The organism is Acidibrevibacterium fodinaquatile (genome assembly GCF_003352165.1).
Lineage (GTDB): Bacteria > Pseudomonadota > Alphaproteobacteria > Acetobacterales > Acetobacteraceae > Acidibrevibacterium > Acidibrevibacterium fodinaquatile.
On the sequence record NZ_CP029176.1, the window covers coordinates 1219971 to 1234638 of the forward strand.

Here is a 14668-nt window from a genome sequence, read left to right on the forward strand (position 1 = left end):
CCAGATATTACGTGCTCATTATCCATGCCTCATTATAGCTTGGGGTAAGGCATGGATGACCGGAAACGTGGTGGCGTTTGCTACATAAGACCGGCAAAAAGACTTTTTTCCCGTTTTCTCGGAATGACAACCGCCTTGGAGCGGGCAGTGCCGGTGGCACTGCCCAACGGATAAAAGTTTTTTGGTTCTTTTTTTCAAAAAAGAACAGTCTCTACCCCTTCATGGGACGAAACGGCTGCAAAAGCGTGCGCCAGAGCGCGAGTTCGGCGGGGTTGGCGAATTCATCGAGGCCGATCCGCATTCCCTCCTGCCCGGCCGCGGGGGCGGCGCGATAGGTGCCGAAGAGGCGATCCCACCAGGGGAGATTGAAGCCGAAATTACTGTCGGTTTCGCGCCGGATCACCGAATGATGCACGCGATGCATGTCGGGCGTGACGAGGATCAGCCGCAGCCAGCGATCAAGACGCGTCGGCAGGCGGACATTGGCGTGGTTGAACAACGATGTCGCGTTGAGGATGATCTCGAACGCGAAGACCGCCCCGGCCGGCGCGCCAAGCAGGATGATGACGGCGAATTTGATCAGCAGCGACAGCACGATTTCGCCGGGGTGAAATCGCACCCCGGTGGTGACATCGAAATCCGGGTCGGCGTGATGCACCCGATGCAAGCGCCAGAGCGGCGGGACGAGATGAAAAACCACGTGCTGCGCATAGATCGCAAGATCGAGCAGCAAGAGGCTCGCGCCAAAGGCCAACCAGCGTGGTGCGGGCAATACGGCAAAAATCCCCCACCCCCGTGATGCCGCCAGCATGGCGACGCCGACGGCCGCGGTCGGGAACAACGCGCGCAAAATCGCGGTATCGAGGACGACGAGGGCGAGATTGCGCGGCCAGCGCCGCGCCCGCCCGATGACCGGGCGTCGCTGCGGCGCCAAGATCTCCCATACCGCCATCACCGCGAACATGGTGGCGAACACGCCAAGGCGCAGCATCGGCTCGAGCGCGGCATTCATGGACGAGATGTGGATCGCGCCCACGCCAGGACAAGCGGGAGGCCGTCGTTACTTCGCGAGCGGCACCTTGGTCCGCGAACTCAGCGTCAGGCGATCGAGACAAGCCGCCCGTTCCTGATCGGCGTTGCCACCCGGCTTGTCCCCGGCGTGGCAGGCGAGAACGTCGTTGATCAGCACCCGCCCGATCGAATCACAGGCAAGTCCCTGCAAATCGAACAGCCGCACCCCGGTTTTCTTTGCGGCCAGCGGGCCGAGATCGAGCGCGATCCGCCGCAGGATCACGCCATCGGTGCCGAACAGGATGAGATCGAGGCGCAATTGCCCGACGGTTTCGGCATCGGGGTTGGTGACCACGAAATAGACCCGGCAGCCGGCTTCCCCTTGGGTGAGGGGTTCGAGCTTGTTGAGTTCGAGCGGCAGCGGCGCGTCCGCGCGCGCGGCGGCGGCACCGCCCAGCACCATCAGGCCGAACAGGGCGACCCCGTATAGGAAAATCGGATTAAAAAAACGCCGCAGCACCTTCCCCTCCCTTGCTCGTCAGTCGTGGCCGCCCTTGCGGCTGGCGCGACCATAACGAAAGCGGCCGACAACGCCTAGAGGGCAGCCGGCCTCGCGCCGCGCCGGATACCCCGCAATGCGGTGGCGCGCCATGACAAATTGATGAAATTTTTAGGATTTACCCGAACCGAAGCGGCGGCCCGGCTCTTGCGCCGGCGGCCGAAACCCATCACCTTCGAAGGCGGCACGCGATCCGTGCCATCCCCGGAGAGTCGAAGAGAACGCGATAGACCGCAAGAGGAGGGATCAAGCGTGACTGATCGGCATGATTGGCGTGATTGGCGCTTCGGCTTTGCGATGTGTGCGATGCTGTGTCTCGCGACGAGTGTTGCGCGCGCCGATGGGAATAGCCCTTTCGTCGGCCATTGGCGCTGGGATCCGGCGCTCTCGAAACTCCCGCCGGGCGAGCCGGCGCCGACCGACATGGCGCTCGATTTCGAGCGTGTCGATGCCGTTCATGTGCGATGGACGGTGACGGTGAAGGACGCGCAAGGGCGGCCCTCGCTCGAATCCCATGACACGCCCGGCAATGGCGAATTCTATCCGATCAGCGAAGACACCACGGCATCCTTTCGGATGCTCGGGCCGGACCGCCTGCAAGCCACCTTCAAGGGGCCGCAGGGAGAGACCGACAGCATGACCTGCACGGTTGCGCCGGACCGGCGGAAAATGACCTGCGAAGGCGCAAAAAGCGTGGGCGGAGGCAAGCCGATAAGCTACGTCGACGTCTATGATCGCGAGTAGTTCCGGGCGCGCGGCCCCAACGCCACCCCCAAGACGCCACAGGTCGATCAGAACCACCACGTTGGCCATCGCGGCGCTTTGCTGTCTCACGCTTGCCGCGTGTGGCGGCGGCTACGGCTATGGCGTGCCGGTCGTTGGCGGCTGGGATGACGGTTGGGGTGGTTGGGGTGGTGGCTGGGGTGGCTGGGGTGGTTGGGGCGGTGGCTGGGGTGGTTGGGATCGCGGCGGTTGGGATCGCGGCGGCTGGGGCCATGGATTCGCCGGCCACGGCTTCGCCGGCGGTGGTCATTGGGCGCACGGTTTTGGCCACGGCTTCGGCGGTCATGGCGGCTTCCACGGCGGCTTCGCCGGGCATCACTGACGAGAGCAAGGTAGGTTTTGATTGAACCATCCTGTTCAATCAAAACCGGCCAACTTGCTCGCCAAAATAGGTGTAGAGCGTGATCGACTTAAACCGATCACGCTCTAGAGCGCGCGAGGCTTAAAACCGCTCTACCCAGGGGCGGAGTTCGACCTCAAAGCTCCAGGCGCTTCGCGGCTGCTGCAACGCGGCGAGATAGGTTGCCGCGATGGCATCGGGATCGAGCAGCGAGTCGGGCGCATCCGCCGGGGTTGGCCGGTGCTCACTTCTGATCCCGCCATCGATGACGAGATGGACGACGTGGACGCCTTGCGGGTGGAGTTCACGCGCCATGCTTTGCGCCAAGCCACGCAAAGCGAATTTGCCCATCGCGAACGGGGCCGAGAGCGCATAGCCCTTGACGCTCGCAGAGGCGCCGGTGAACCCGATCGCGCCGCCCCCGCGCGCCAGCATCCGGCGTGCCGCCTGCTGGCCGACGAGAAACCCGCCATAAGCCGAAATCGCCAGCACCTCAGCCACCGCCGCCGGGTCGAGGTCGGTGATGGCGCCGCGCAGGCGCCGGCTCGGATTGTAGATCACGCAATCGGGCGCGAAGCCCAGCCGGTCGGTCTCGGCGAACAGCGCGGCAACCGCTTCCGGCCGCGCCGCATCGCACGCGAGTGCCATCCCGCCGATCTCGGCCGCCAGCGGCGCGAGCTTTTCCGCATTGCGCGCCGCCAGCGCAACCCGCGTCCCCTGTGCCGCGAGCTGGCGGGCGAGCGAGGCGCTCAGCCCGGCGCCGGCCCCGACGATCAGCGCGGACTGAAACCGCATGCCCGCCCCGCTCACAGGATCTCGCAGGCTTCGTCGAACTCAAAACGCGGGCTGCGCGGGAAAAGCACGCTTGGGTCGCCGTGGCCGAGATTGACCAGGAAATTGCTCCGCCAGCCGCGCCCGGCGAGGAACGCCTGATCGACCTTTTCGCGGTCGAACCCCGACATCGGCCCGCAATCGAGCCCCAGCGCCCGCGCCGCCATGATCAAATAGGCCCCTTGCAGCGTGCCGTTGCGAAAGGCCGTCTCCTCGGCGAGCGCCGGGTTGTTCGCAAACCACGCGCGGGCATCGGCATGCGGGAACAGCCGCGGCAGATGCTCGTAAAATTGCGGATCATGGGCGACGATCACGGTCACCGGCGCGGTCATCGTCTTTTCGACATTGCCCGGCGACAGCGCCGGCTTCAGGCGCTCTTTCGCGCTCGTGCCGCGTATAAAAATAAACCGGGCCGGCGAGCAATTGGCCGAGGTCGGGCCCATACGCAAAAGGCCATGAAGCGCGCGGAGCGTGTCATCGGAAACCGGCTGATCGGTCCATTTGAAATGGGTGCGCGCCTCGGTGAACAATGTCGCCAGTGCGGCCGGATCAAGACTCATGCTTTAGACTCCCACAAGAGATCTTCTTTTTCTGGAAGAAAAAGAAGCAAAAAGACTTTTGCCCTGGTTTCTCGGAGTGGCAACTTCCGCGGCGCGGGCAGGGCCGCAGGCCCTGCCCAACGGGGAAAAAATCCTTCGCTTGCTTAAACCTCGACCTGCTCGACCGCGACGACCTCGGGGATATAATGGCGGAGCATGTTTTCGACGCCGTGCTTGAGGGTCGCGCGTGAGGAGGGGCAGCCGCTGCAAGCGCCCTGCATATGAAGGCGCACGATCCCATCGCGATAGCCACGAAAGACGATATCGCCGCCGTCGCCGGCGACCGCCGGACGCACGCGGGTGTCAAGCAATTCCTTGATCTGGGAGACGATTTCGGCGTCCTCGGGGGCGACGTCCTCAGCTGCGACATCCCCCTCCTCGCCGGCCACCACCGGCCGCCCGGAGGCGAAATGCTCGACGATGACGCCGAGAATCTGCGGCTTGAGCGCCTGCCAGTCCAGCGCCTCGCTTTTGGTCACGGTAATGAAATCATGGCCGAGAAAGACCCGGGCAACGCCGGGGAGATCGAACAACGCCGCCGCCAGCGGGCTGCGTTGCGCGGCTTCGGCGGCAGCGAAATCCGCGGTGCCCTGGGCCATCACCACCCGGCCGGGAAGAAATTTCAAGGTCGCCGGATTCGGCGTGCTTTCGGTTTCGATGAACATTTGCTGACCGCCTACATGCTATCTGCTGATACGTCCGCCCGACAAACCGGACCGAGCGGGTCCGGTTGGCTAGGCAGTAGATCGGTCAGCGTCGCGCAAAAGGCAAGACCCCAAACGAGAAAGCAGGGGGACGCGAAAGCGGGAGGGATCAGTCGGGCAGCTCGGCCTCCTCCTCGCCGGCGGTCGCGAGCATGGCGTTGGCGACCACGCCCGATTGCTCGCGCACCTTCTGCTCGATCGCGGTCGCGAGGTTCGGATGGTCGCGCAGAAACTGCTTGGCGTTCTCGCGCCCCTGGCCGATGCGCTGGCTGTCATAGCTGAACCAGGCGCCGGATTTCTCGACGACATTGGCCTTGACGCCGAGATCGATGAGTTCGCCGACCTTGCTGATGCCTTCGCCATACATGATATCGAACTCGACCTGGCGGAACGGCGGCGCGAGCTTGTTCTTGACCACCTTCACCCGCGTCTGGTTGCCAACCACCGTCTCGCGGTCCTTGATCTGGCCGATGCGGCGGATCTCCATGCGGATCGAGGCGTAGAATTTCAGCGCGTTGCCGCCGGTGGTGGTCTCCGGATTGCCGAACATGACGCCGATCTTGAGGCGGATCTGATTGAGGAAGATCAGCATCGTCTTGCCGCGCGAGACGCTGCCGGTGAGCTTGCGTAGCGCCTGGCTCATCAGGCGGGCATGGAGGCCAACATGCGAATCGCCCATCTCGCCCTCGAGTTCGGCGCGCGGCACCAAAGCGGCGACGCTGTCGATGGCGATGATATCGACGACGCCCGAACGCACCAGGGTATCGGCGATCTCGAGCGCCTGTTCGCCGCTATCGGGCTGGCTGATCAGGAGATTATCGACATCGACTCCGAGCTTGCGGGCATAGGTCGGGTCGAGCGCATGCTCGGCATCGATGAAGGCGCAGGTGCCGCCACGCTTCTGCGCCTCGGCGATGACATGGAGCGCGAGCGTGGTCTTGCCAGAGCTTTCCGGGCCGTAAATCTCGACGATGCGCCCGCGCGGCAAGCCGCCGATGCCGAGCGCGAGATCGAGCCCGAGCGAGCCGGAGGGAATGACCTCGATCTGCTCGTCGCCCGCTTTCGACCCGAGCCGCATCACCGCGCCCTTGCCAAAAGCCCGCTCGATTTGTGTCAGCGCCGCATCCAGCGCCTTAGTTTTGTCCATTGTGCCGCCGCTCCGCGTTGAGAAATGTCACTTAAATCCTTCATCAGGCGCGATTTTTAACCAGATCCACGCCCACCCGCAAGAGCGCGGCGCGGCCCGCGCCTCAGCCCGGCACGGCAGGCAAGGCGAGCGGCGCGAAGGCGGCGGGGGTCATCAATTTGGTCTCCTGCTTGATGAGATAGCCCATCTCCGTCGATTTCGCGAGGAAGGCGATCCATTCCGGATCGGCCTGCATTGCCGCGCGCTTCTTCGCGCGATCGGCGGCATCGGCATAGACCCAGATATGGACGTAGGTGTTCAACTCGCCGCTCTCGGTCACCAGCCAGGCGAGCGGCTTGCCGAGATGGCGTTGCTGGGCCGCGCGGCCGAATTGTTCATAGAGCGCGATCTGCTTGGCGAGCGTGCCGGGGCGGACAGTGTAGGTGCGGTGATCGACGAGCATGGCGAATTCCTCCGTAAATGGTATACCCGCCTCGGGTGCGGGATGAGGATGATAGCGCAGCCCCGCCGCGGAGGGCAGGGGCCCGCCGCCGGCGAGCCGCGCGAGGAACAGGAGCGTAACGTGATGCCGCCACGACCGGTGATGCTGGTCATTCTCGATGGGTGGGGCTGGCGCGAAGAAAGCGCCGACAATGCCGTCCGTCTCGCGCAGACGCCGCATTTCGATCGCTTGTGGGCGAATTTTCCGCACGCCCTGCTCAGCGCCTCGGGCGAGGATGTCGGGCTTCCCGCCGGACAGATGGGCAATTCCGAGGTCGGCCATCTCAATATCGGCGCGGGGCGCATCGTGATGCAGGAATTGCCGCGCATCGATGCTGCGATCCGCGAGGGGGCGCTCGCCGCCAACCCGGCGCTCGGCGATTTCATCGCCGCGCTGCGCCGCTCGGGCGGCGCCTGCCATCTGCTCGGCCTGGTCTCGCCCGGCGGGGTCCATGCGCATGACCGCCACGCCCTCGCCCTCGCCCGCCTGCTCGCCGGCGCCGATATTCCGGTCATGGTCCACGCGATCACCGATGGCCGCGACATGCCGCCGCAATCCGCCGCCGCCATTCTCGCCGAATTTCGGGCAAATCTGCCGGCGAGCGCGAAAATCGCCACCGTCTCCGGCCGCTATTACGCGATGGACCGCGATCAGCGCTGGGAGCGGGTACGCAAAGCCTATCTCGCCATCGCCGAAGCCGAAGGGCCGGCTTTCGCCGATGCCGCCTCGGTCGTCGATGCCGCTTACGCCGAGCACATCACCGACGAATTCATCGTCCCGGCGGTGATCGGCGGCTATCGCGGCATGAAGGATGGCGACGGGCTGCTGTGCTTCAATTTCCGCGCCGACCGCGTGCGCGAGATCCTCAGTGCCTTGGCGGAAGACGATTTTTCCGGCTTTTCCCGCCCGCGCCGGATCGCCTTCGCCGCCCGCGCCGGCATGACGCAATACAGCACCAGCCTCGCCGCCGATTTCGCGGCACTGTTTCCACCGCTTTCGATGGCCAATCTCCTCGGCGGCGTGGTCGCCGAAGCCGGGCGCCGGCAATTGCGCATCGCCGAGACCGAGAAATACGCCCACGTCACCTATTTCTTCAATGGTGGCGAGGAAACCCCGTTCCCCGGTGAGGATCGCATCCTGGTGCCCTCGCCGAAGGTCGCGACCTACGATCTCCAGCCGGCAATGTCGGCCCCGGAAGTGACCGAAAAAGCCGTCGCCGCCATCGCCTCGGGACAATACGATCTGATCGTGCTCAATTTCGCCAATCCCGACATGGTCGGCCATACCGGCTCTCTCGCGGCGGCGATTAGCGCCGTCGAGGCGGTCGATCGTGGCCTCGGCGCGATCATGGCGGCGATCGAGCAGGCCGGCGGGGCGATGATCGTCACCGCCGATCACGGCAATTGCGAGGTGATGCGCGATCCCGAAACCGGCGCGCCCTATACCGCGCACACCACCAACCCGGTGCCGGTGATCCTGTTCGGCGCGCATCCCGAAGCCCTTCCTCGCGCGCTGCACGATGGCCGTCTCGCCGACCTTGCGCCGAGCCTTCTCGTTCTGCTCGGCCTCGCTCAGCCGCGCGAGATGACCGGAAAGCCGCTTTTCGGCTGACTTCGATGCTGGCATGGCGGGTCGCGGGGCGGCGGCGCGCGGCGGTTCTGCTGACATGTCTCGCGACGTGCGTGCAGCCGCTCGCATTGGCGGCGCAGGAGGCGGGGGCACCGGAAAGTGGCGCCGCCGCCGATCTCCGCGACACCCAGCGCAACGAGAGCGAACATCGCGCGGCGGCAGCAGCGGCGGCGGCCCGCGCCGCGGCGGCGGCGGCGCAAGCGGCACGGCTCGAAGACGCGCGCGCGGCCGCGCTGGCACGCGAGCGCCAGGCCGAGGAAGAGAGCGCTGAAGCGATGCAGCGCCTCGCCGCCCTTAAGGCTCGTGCCGCCGCGGCCGAAGCCGCGCGGCAGGCGACGGCGGCGGCATTGCAGCGCCTGCTGCCGCTCGCGGTTCGGCTCTCGCTTTATCCCAGCGAAACCCTGCTCGCGGCACCGGCGCCGCCCGAGACCGCCATCAGCGGCGTTCTGGTGGCAGAGGGGCTTGCCCGCGAGATCGCCGCCGAGGCCGCGTCTCTTCAGCGCGAAACCGCGACCATCGCCGCCCTCAGCGCCGAGATCGCGGCGGCACGGGATAAGCTGCAAGCCGATATCGCGACGCAGACGGCGCTGGCCGCATCGCTTGACCAGCAGATCAGCGCGGCCGCGGCGACCGCGCGCGCCGAAACCGACGCCGCCAGCACCGCCGCCCGCGAAGCCGCCGCCGATGCCGCCCATGCCGCCGATCTCCGCGCCGCTCTCGCCCGCCTCGCCGCCGACCGTGACGCCGCCCGCAAACATGCCCGCGACGCCGCCGAGGCGCTCGCCCGGCGCCATGCCGATGCCGCAGCCACGCGCGCCGCGCACGAGCGGGCGGCCCTGCTCGCCGCGCCAAGCGGCCCAGGCCTCGGGGCGCCGCGCCGCGCCCTCATCGCGCCGGTCGCCGGCGCCCTCATCGGCCATTTCGGCGCGCCGGGCGAGGCGGGCCCGGCGCAAGGCATCTCCTTTCAGCCGCCGCCCGCCGCCCGTGTCGTCTCGCCCTGCGCCGGGCGGGCGGTGTTCGCGGGGCCGTTTCGCAGTTATGGCGTGATCGTGATCGTCGATTGCGGCGAGGGGTACGATTTCGTCCTCGCCGGGATGCAGCGCCCGACCCTGGATGTGGGACAGGTTCTGCGCGCGGGAGATCCGGTCGGGGAAATGGCGCAGGATGACGGATCGCCGCATTTGCTGTATGTCGAGCTGCGCCATCACGGCGAAGCGATCGATCCCGTGCCCTGGCTTCGCGTCGATCACGGCTCACGCGGAGGGTAGTTGCAGGGGGCGGAATTATTGGGCAGGGTGTTGGCTTGCCTTGCCGGGGTCATGCCTCGCCGGGGTCATTCGCGACAAGCGCATAGGCGCAAGAGGATCATGAGGATGAAGCTACGCAACGGTTTGTTGCTCGGCGCCGCGTTTCTGGCCGGCATCACGGTTTCGCCGCAATTGGCGCGGCTTTCGCACCAACTCGGCATCGCCACCGCTTTTGCCGACAATACCGCCGACAGCGCCGATACCTACCGCCTGCTCAGCCTATTCGGCGACGTTTTTGAGCGCGTTCGCGCCGATTACGTCGAGCCGGTGGGCGATCGCGAACTGGTCGAGAATTCGATCAACGGCATGCTCACCGGGCTTGATCCGCATAGCAGCTACATGAACGCCAAGGCGTTCCAGGACATGCAGGTGCAGACCCGTGGCGAGTTCGGCGGTCTCGGCCTCGAGGTGACGCAGGATAATGGCTTCATCAAAGTGATCAGCCCGATCGACGATACGCCGGCGGCGCGCGCCGGCATCAAGGCCGGCGATCTCATCCTCGCGCTCGACGGCAAAAGCGTCCAGGGCCTCAGCTTGAACGACGCTGTCGACAAGATGCGCGGCACGCCGAACAGCAAGATCACGCTGACGATCAAGCGCGAGGGCGTCGAAAAGCCGATCGAGGTCTCGATGAAGCGCGAGATCATCCATATCCAGGTGGTGCGTTCGTCGCTCGAAGGCGATATCGGCTATATCCGCCTCTCGCAATTCACCGAGCAGAGCGACAGCGGCATCCGCCAAGCGGTGCAGAAATTGCAGGCGCAGGCAAACGGCCATATCAAGGGCTATATCCTCGATCTCCGCAACAATCCCGGCGGGCTGCTCGATCAGGCGGTCGCGGTGTCGAATGATTTTCTCAATCATGGCGAGATCGTCTCCACCCGCGCCCGCCACCCCGATGACAGCCAGCGCTGGGATGCCAAATCCGGCGGCGATCTCACCGGCGGCCTGCCGCTCGTCGTGCTGATCAATAACGGTTCGGCCTCGGCGAGCGAAATCGTCTCCGGCGCTTTGCAGGACGACCGCCGCGCGGTGCTGCTCGGCACCCGCAGCTTCGGCAAGGGCTCGGTGCAGACGGTCATCCCGCTGCCCGGCAATAACGGCGCCATCCGCCTCACCACGGCGCGCTATTACACCCCCTCCGGCCGCTCGATCCAGGGGCTCGGGATCACCCCCGATGTCGAGGTGCATGAAAGCCGCGAGACCAATACGGCGCTGCTGCCCGAACGCGAGGCCGATCTCAACCACACCATCACCAATAGCGGCGGGACAGAGCAGCCGCCGCCGGCGCGCAACGATCTGCCGCCGATCGTGAAGGAGATCCCGTCGCGCCCGCCGGCGAACTGGCCGGCCTTCGATCCCACCAAGACGAGCACCGATTTTCAGCTCCAGCAGGGGTTGAAGCTGATCAACGCGATGGCGGCGAGTAACCGCGCTTCTGCTAACTGACGAGACGCCGGCTGGCGGGGATGGCGGCGAGCGAGCGAATGCCGGCGCGGCTATCCTGGCCGGCTTTGGCCCTCGTCGTTTTCTGGGCGGTGGTGCTCGGCGCGGTGAGCGTTGCGGTCATCGTCCTCGCTCTTCTCGGCGCGCCGCCCGCGCCCGTCGCCGGTGGTGCCGCAACGCCGTCCAGAGCGGGCGCGGCGCCGGCGGGCGACAACCCGGCTGCAGCCACGCGTGCGCGCGAAAGCGGGCCTGGCGTTGCGATCGCCGCCCCCGATGCCGCCCTCACGGAACCCGCGCCGGATTATCCCGGCGCCGTTCTTCCCCGCATCGGGCCGGGCGGTGTCGCGCCGCGCACGCTTTACGCCGGCGGCAGCGATCCCAAGGATCGCCGCCCGCGCCTTGGCCTCGTGCTCGGCGGTATCGGCCTCTCGCTGGCGGAAAGCCGTGCCGCGATCGACGATCTCCCCGCCGCGGTGACGCTGGCATTCTCGCCCTATGCCGCCGATCCCGCGCCGCTGCTCGCCGCCGCGCGGGCGCGAGGGCATGAGATTCTGCTCTCGCTCCCGCTCGAGCCGCAGAATTATCCCCTCAATGATGCCGGCCCGGAAACCCTGCTCACCGGCGCGCCGGCGGCGGAGAATGAGCGGCGGCTGGAATGGGTGCTCTCACGCATCACCGGCTATGCCGGCACGATCGGGGCGTTGGACGGGTTGCACGGCGAGCGCTTCGCCGCCCAGACCGTCAATTTCACCCTGTTGCAACGCGATCTCGCGCAGCGCGGCCTGTTTTATATCGATCCGCGGCCAGGCGCGCCGCCGCCGAGCGAGATTCCCGGCCGCGCGATCGATCTCGTCGTCGATGCGCCGCCGAGCGAAGCGGCGATCAGCGCCGCCCTCGACCAGCTCGCCGAGCGGGCGCTCGCTCATGGCAGCGCGCTCGGCCTCGCCGATCTGCCGCGCCCGGTGACGGTCGCGCGCATCGCCGCCTGGGCTGGCACCCTCGCCAGCCACGGTCTCGCCCTGGTGCCGGCAAGCGCGCTGATCGTCATGCCGCCCGCGACGGCCGGAAAACCGGAGATGGTGACCCATGGCGAGTGACTCTGAGCAGATGCCCTATCGCCCGAATGTCGGCGCGATGCTGTTCAACCAGGCGGGGCAGGTGCTGGTCGCGCGCCGCGCCGATGCCCGCCAGCCGCTCCATCTCGCGCAGGCCTGGCAAATGCCGCAAGGCGGGATCGATGCCGAGGAAACGCCGCGCGATGCCGTGCTCCGCGAACTTGCGGAGGAAATCGGCACCGCCCATGCTGAAATCATCGATGAATACCCGGAATGGCTGACCTATGACCTGCCGCCCGAGCTGATCGGCCGGGCGCTCGGCGGGCGTTATCGCGGGCAGAGACAGCGCTGGTTCGCGCTCCGCTTCCTCGGCGCGGATGAGGAGATCCGCCTCGATGCCCATCTTCCGGCGGAATTCGACGCCTGGCGCTGGGCCTCGCTTGCCGAACTGCCCGCTCTCGCGGTGCCGTTCAAGCGCGAGATTTACGAAACGCTAGCCCACGCCTTCGCGCGTCACGCGGTGGTAAAGAACGAAATGTAGTCTCGGCCGGCCAGCGTGGGAAGAAAGGCAAACCGGCGCAAAGAGAACAAAGAAAAGTCTTTTTGCTTCTTTTTCTTCAGAAAAAGAAGTTTTTCTAAAGACCCGCCATCTCGATAATATGCCGGGCGAGATCGGCGGCCCGCTCCATATGCGCCATGTGGCCGGTCTCGGGGAAGCGCGCGACCCGCACCGAAGCCGGCAGCGCATCGGCGTGGGCGGCGGGAATGATGCGATCCGCTTCACCCCAGGCGACGAGCACCGGCACGCGCACCGCCGCCAGGGACTCGCGGAGCGAGATGTTTTGCCGGCCATTGGCGAAATTCGCCGCGGCGATCGCCTCGAGCGCCGCCGCCACCCCGTCGAGCCGCTTATAGCGCAGCACGGCTTCCACCATCTCGCGCCCGATCAGGGTCGGATCGGCAAACAGCATCCCGAGCACCGCCTGCATGTCACGCGCGCGGCGCGCGGCGATGAAGCCGCTGACATAATCCATGTTGATTTCCGGCCCGAGCCCGACGGGCGAAATCAAGGTCAACGAAAGCGATTCGGACGCCAGCATCAGCGCGACCGCACCACCCAGCGAATGGCCGACGAGATGCACGTGGCCGAGGCCGCGGGCGCGGGCGAGCGCCGCAACAGCGCGGGCGAGCGCGGCGATATTCGCGCCGGCGAGGGTTTTGGTCGAGCCACCATGGCCGGGCAAATCGATCGCGATGGTGCGAAAGCGCGCGGCAAGCAGCGGCTGGAGGAACATCCAGTTGCCGAGATCGCCGCCGAACCCGTGGATTAGCAGCAAGGGCGGCGCATCCTCCGGCCCCGCTTCCAGCGCTTGGATCGGCCCGATCTCGGTTTCAACCCGCATTGCCGCCGGTGCCGACGCCGCCTCCGCCGCGGGCACGAAGGCGGCTTGCTGGGCGGCGATGAACGCATCGATCGCGGCGTCATCGGCGGTGCCGTCATCGATGACGCCGATCAGCGCGCCGACCGGCACCATCACGCCGGGGGCCAATACCTGGCGGCGCAACGTGCCGGCGGCGGGGCTTTCATAGGCGGCAGTGATCTTGCTGGTTTCGATATCGGCGATTTCCTCGCCAGCGGCCACCGCCTCTCCCGGCGCCTTGTGCCAGCGCGCGACCATCCCCTCGGTCATCGAGAGGCCCATTTTGGGCATCACCAGGGCGCGCAAGCCGGTCATGTCAGGCCGCCTTGCGCCCGCCCGCCGCCATCACCGCGCGCACGCCCGCAACGATCTTCGCGACATCGGGCACGTAAAGATCCTCGAGCGCCGGCGAGAATGGCACCGGTGTATGCGGCGGCGAGATCATGCGGATCGGCGCGCGGAGCGCATCGAACGCCCCTTCGGCGGCCAGGGCGGCAATGTCGGTCGCCATGTTGCAGCGCGGATTGGCCTCGTCCACCACCACCAGCCGGCCGGTTGCGCGCACTTCCTCGAGAATGGTCTCGCGATCGAGTGGCGAGGTGGTGCGCGGGTCGATCACGGTGCACGAGATCCCCTCCTTGCCGAGCTGATCGGCGGCCTCGTTGGCGAGCGTCACCATCCGCCCGAAAGCGACGATGGTGACATCCTCGCCCTCGCGGGTGAGATTGGCCTCGCCGAAGGGCAGGGTGTAGGGCTCGTCTGGCACCTCTTCCTCGATATCGTAGAGCATTTTGTGCTCGAACAAGATCACCGGATCATCGTCGCGGATCGCCTGGATCATCAGCCCCTTCGCCTCATAGGGCGAAGACGGGAGCGCGACCTTGAGGCCGGGGATATGGGTAAAAAGCGGGTAGAGGCATTGGCTGTGCTGGCTGGCGGCACGGAATCCGGCGCCATACATGGTGCGGATGACGAGCGGCGTGCGCGCCTTGCCGCCGAACATGTATTTGAACTTGGCCGCCTGATTGAAGATCTGATCGAAGCAGACCCCCATGAAATCGACGAACATCAGCTCGGCGATCGGCCGCAGCCCGGTGAGGGCGGCGCCGGCGGCAGCGCCGATGAAGCCGCTTTCGGTGATCGGCGTGTCGAGCACCCGCTCGCGCCCGAACTCAGCGACGAGCCCCTTGGTGACGCCGAGCACACCGCCCCAGGCATCGTCTTCGCCGGGCGCGCCCATGCCGCCGGCATTGTCTTCCCCCATGACGACGACGCGCGGATCGCGCGCCATCTCCTGGCGGATCGCCTCATTGATCGCCTGACGGTAGGATTTTTTGGCCATGCCACGCGCTCCT

The 14668-nt window shown here is 66.5% G+C and carries 16 protein-coding genes; 7 read left to right on the forward strand and 9 right to left on the reverse strand.

All coding sequences use genetic code 11. From position 1 onward, the window contains the following. Nucleotides 1-211 precede the first annotated feature (211 nt). Both DEF76_RS05925 and DEF76_RS05930 read right to left on the reverse strand, forming a co-directional pair. Nucleotides 212-1012, reverse strand: coding sequence for a sterol desaturase family protein (locus DEF76_RS05925; protein ID WP_114911533.1), 801 nt, complete (start codon nucleotides 1010-1012; stop codon nucleotides 212-214). Nucleotides 1013-1060: 48 nt separating this feature from the next. Continuing rightward, nucleotides 1061-1531, reverse strand: coding sequence for a Tat pathway signal protein (locus tag DEF76_RS05930; protein ID WP_240319122.1), 471 nt, complete (start codon nucleotides 1529-1531; stop codon nucleotides 1061-1063). A 291-nt stretch (nucleotides 1532-1822) separates the two neighbouring features. Here DEF76_RS05930 and DEF76_RS05935 point away from each other — a divergent pair, with 291 nt between their 5' ends. Together DEF76_RS05935 and DEF76_RS05940 are read left to right on the forward strand one after the other, a co-directional pair. After that, nucleotides 1823-2314 (forward strand): hypothetical protein, encoded by a 492-nt coding sequence (locus tag DEF76_RS05935; protein WP_162800500.1) that lies wholly within the window; start codon nucleotides 1823-1825, stop codon nucleotides 2312-2314. Nucleotides 2315-2375: 61 nt separating this feature from the next. Further along, nucleotides 2376-2675: a hypothetical protein gene (locus tag DEF76_RS05940; protein WP_162800501.1), complete on the forward strand. Its 300-nt coding sequence runs from the start codon at nucleotides 2376-2378 to the stop codon at nucleotides 2673-2675. Nucleotides 2676-2795: 120 nt separating this feature from the next. On the opposite strand, the gene DEF76_RS05945 is transcribed toward DEF76_RS05940, so the two are convergent. The 5 genes from DEF76_RS05945 to DEF76_RS05965 form a co-directional block, all read right to left on the reverse strand. After that, nucleotides 2796-3488 carry an SDR family NAD(P)-dependent oxidoreductase gene (locus DEF76_RS05945; RefSeq protein ID WP_114911536.1) on the reverse strand — a complete coding sequence of 231 codons (693 nt, stop codon included), beginning with the start codon at nucleotides 3486-3488 and terminating at the stop codon, nucleotides 2796-2798. Nucleotides 3489-3499: 11 nt separating this feature from the next. Next, nucleotides 3500-4084, reverse strand: coding sequence for a malonic semialdehyde reductase (locus DEF76_RS05950; RefSeq protein WP_114911537.1), 585 nt, complete (start codon nucleotides 4082-4084; stop codon nucleotides 3500-3502). 143 nt (nucleotides 4085-4227) lie between these two features. Next, the gene (locus DEF76_RS05955) at nucleotides 4228-4788 is read right to left on the reverse strand and encodes a NifU family protein (protein ID WP_114911538.1); all 561 of its coding nucleotides are present in this window, start codon (nucleotides 4786-4788) and stop codon (nucleotides 4228-4230) included. Between the two features lie 148 nt (nucleotides 4789-4936). Continuing rightward, on the reverse strand, nucleotides 4937-5974 hold the full coding sequence (gene recA / locus DEF76_RS05960; RefSeq protein WP_114911539.1) for a recombinase RecA: 1038 nt from the start codon (nucleotides 5972-5974) through the stop codon (nucleotides 4937-4939). 103 nt (nucleotides 5975-6077) lie between these two features. Further along, nucleotides 6078-6416 carry an NIPSNAP family protein gene (locus tag DEF76_RS05965; protein ID WP_114911540.1) on the reverse strand — a complete coding sequence of 113 codons (339 nt, stop codon included), beginning with the start codon at nucleotides 6414-6416 and terminating at the stop codon, nucleotides 6078-6080. Between the two features lie 123 nt (nucleotides 6417-6539). On the opposite strand from DEF76_RS05965, the gene gpmI reads away from it, so the two are divergent. The 5 genes from gpmI to DEF76_RS05990 all read left to right on the forward strand — a co-directional run bounded on the left by gpmI (nucleotide 6540) and on the right by DEF76_RS05990 (nucleotide 12433). Beyond that, complete coding sequence (gpmI, locus tag DEF76_RS05970) at nucleotides 6540-8066, forward strand: 2,3-bisphosphoglycerate-independent phosphoglycerate mutase (RefSeq protein WP_205216119.1); 1527 nt, start codon at nucleotides 6540-6542, stop codon at nucleotides 8064-8066. A gap of 5 nt (nucleotides 8067-8071) precedes the next feature. Continuing rightward, on the forward strand, nucleotides 8072-9352 hold the full coding sequence (locus DEF76_RS20135; RefSeq protein ID WP_114911541.1) for a murein hydrolase activator EnvC family protein: 1281 nt from the start codon (nucleotides 8072-8074) through the stop codon (nucleotides 9350-9352). Nucleotides 9353-9457: 105 nt separating this feature from the next. Continuing rightward, entirely contained in the window at nucleotides 9458-10840 is a 1383-nt protein-coding gene (locus DEF76_RS05980) for a S41 family peptidase (protein WP_114911542.1), read from the forward strand. 20 nt (nucleotides 10841-10860) lie between these two features. Further along, nucleotides 10861-11934: a divergent polysaccharide deacetylase family protein gene (locus tag DEF76_RS05985; RefSeq protein ID WP_114911543.1), complete on the forward strand. Its 1074-nt coding sequence runs from the start codon at nucleotides 10861-10863 to the stop codon at nucleotides 11932-11934. Beyond that, nucleotides 11924-12433, forward strand: a complete 510-nt coding sequence (locus tag DEF76_RS05990; RefSeq protein WP_114911544.1) for an RNA pyrophosphohydrolase — start codon at nucleotides 11924-11926, stop codon at nucleotides 12431-12433. Before DEF76_RS05985 ends, DEF76_RS05990 begins: the two co-directional genes overlap by 11 nt. A gap of 94 nt (nucleotides 12434-12527) precedes the next feature. Here the strand turns inward: DEF76_RS05990 and DEF76_RS05995 are convergent, their stop codons facing one another. Together DEF76_RS05995 and DEF76_RS06000 are read right to left on the reverse strand one after the other, a co-directional pair. Continuing rightward, nucleotides 12528-13628 carry an acetoin dehydrogenase dihydrolipoyllysine-residue acetyltransferase subunit gene (locus DEF76_RS05995; RefSeq protein ID WP_114911545.1) on the reverse strand — a complete coding sequence of 367 codons (1101 nt, stop codon included), beginning with the start codon at nucleotides 13626-13628 and terminating at the stop codon, nucleotides 12528-12530. Between the two features lies 1 nt (nucleotide 13629). Next, entirely contained in the window at nucleotides 13630-14655 is a 1026-nt protein-coding gene (locus DEF76_RS06000) for an alpha-ketoacid dehydrogenase subunit beta (protein WP_114911546.1), read from the reverse strand. Nucleotides 14656-14668: the final 13 nt, after the last annotated feature.

Bases quoted from the DNA above. Each gene is read 5' to 3' on its own strand.
- DEF76_RS05980 (WP_114911542.1), top strand. From the start codon at position 9,458: ATGAAGCTACGCAACGGTTTGTTGCTCGGCGCCGCGTTTCTGGCCGGC.
- DEF76_RS05925 (WP_114911533.1), bottom strand. From the start codon at position 1,012: ATGAATGCCGCGCTCGAGCCGATGCTGCGCCTTGGCGTGTTCGCCACC.
- DEF76_RS05990 (WP_114911544.1), top strand. From the start codon at position 11,924: ATGGCGAGTGACTCTGAGCAGATGCCCTATCGCCCGAATGTCGGCGCG.
- DEF76_RS05995 (WP_114911545.1), bottom strand. From the start codon at position 13,628: ATGACCGGCTTGCGCGCCCTGGTGATGCCCAAAATGGGCCTCTCGATG.
- DEF76_RS06000 (WP_114911546.1), bottom strand. From the start codon at position 14,655: ATGGCCAAAAAATCCTACCGTCAGGCGATCAATGAGGCGATCCGCCAG.
- DEF76_RS05955 (WP_114911538.1), bottom strand. From the start codon at position 4,788: ATGTTCATCGAAACCGAAAGCACGCCGAATCCGGCGACCTTGAAATTT.
- DEF76_RS20135 (WP_114911541.1), top strand. From the start codon at position 8,072: ATGCTGGCATGGCGGGTCGCGGGGCGGCGGCGCGCGGCGGTTCTGCTG.
- DEF76_RS05965 (WP_114911540.1), bottom strand. From the start codon at position 6,416: ATGCTCGTCGATCACCGCACCTACACTGTCCGCCCCGGCACGCTCGCC.
- gpmI (WP_205216119.1), top strand. From the start codon at position 6,540: ATGCCGCCACGACCGGTGATGCTGGTCATTCTCGATGGGTGGGGCTGG.
- DEF76_RS05945 (WP_114911536.1), bottom strand. From the start codon at position 3,488: ATGCGGTTTCAGTCCGCGCTGATCGTCGGGGCCGGCGCCGGGCTGAGC.
- DEF76_RS05950 (WP_114911537.1), bottom strand. From the start codon at position 4,084: ATGAGTCTTGATCCGGCCGCACTGGCGACATTGTTCACCGAGGCGCGC.
- recA (WP_114911539.1), bottom strand. From the start codon at position 5,974: ATGGACAAAACTAAGGCGCTGGATGCGGCGCTGACACAAATCGAGCGG.
- DEF76_RS05985 (WP_114911543.1), top strand. From the start codon at position 10,861: ATGGCGGCGAGCGAGCGAATGCCGGCGCGGCTATCCTGGCCGGCTTTG.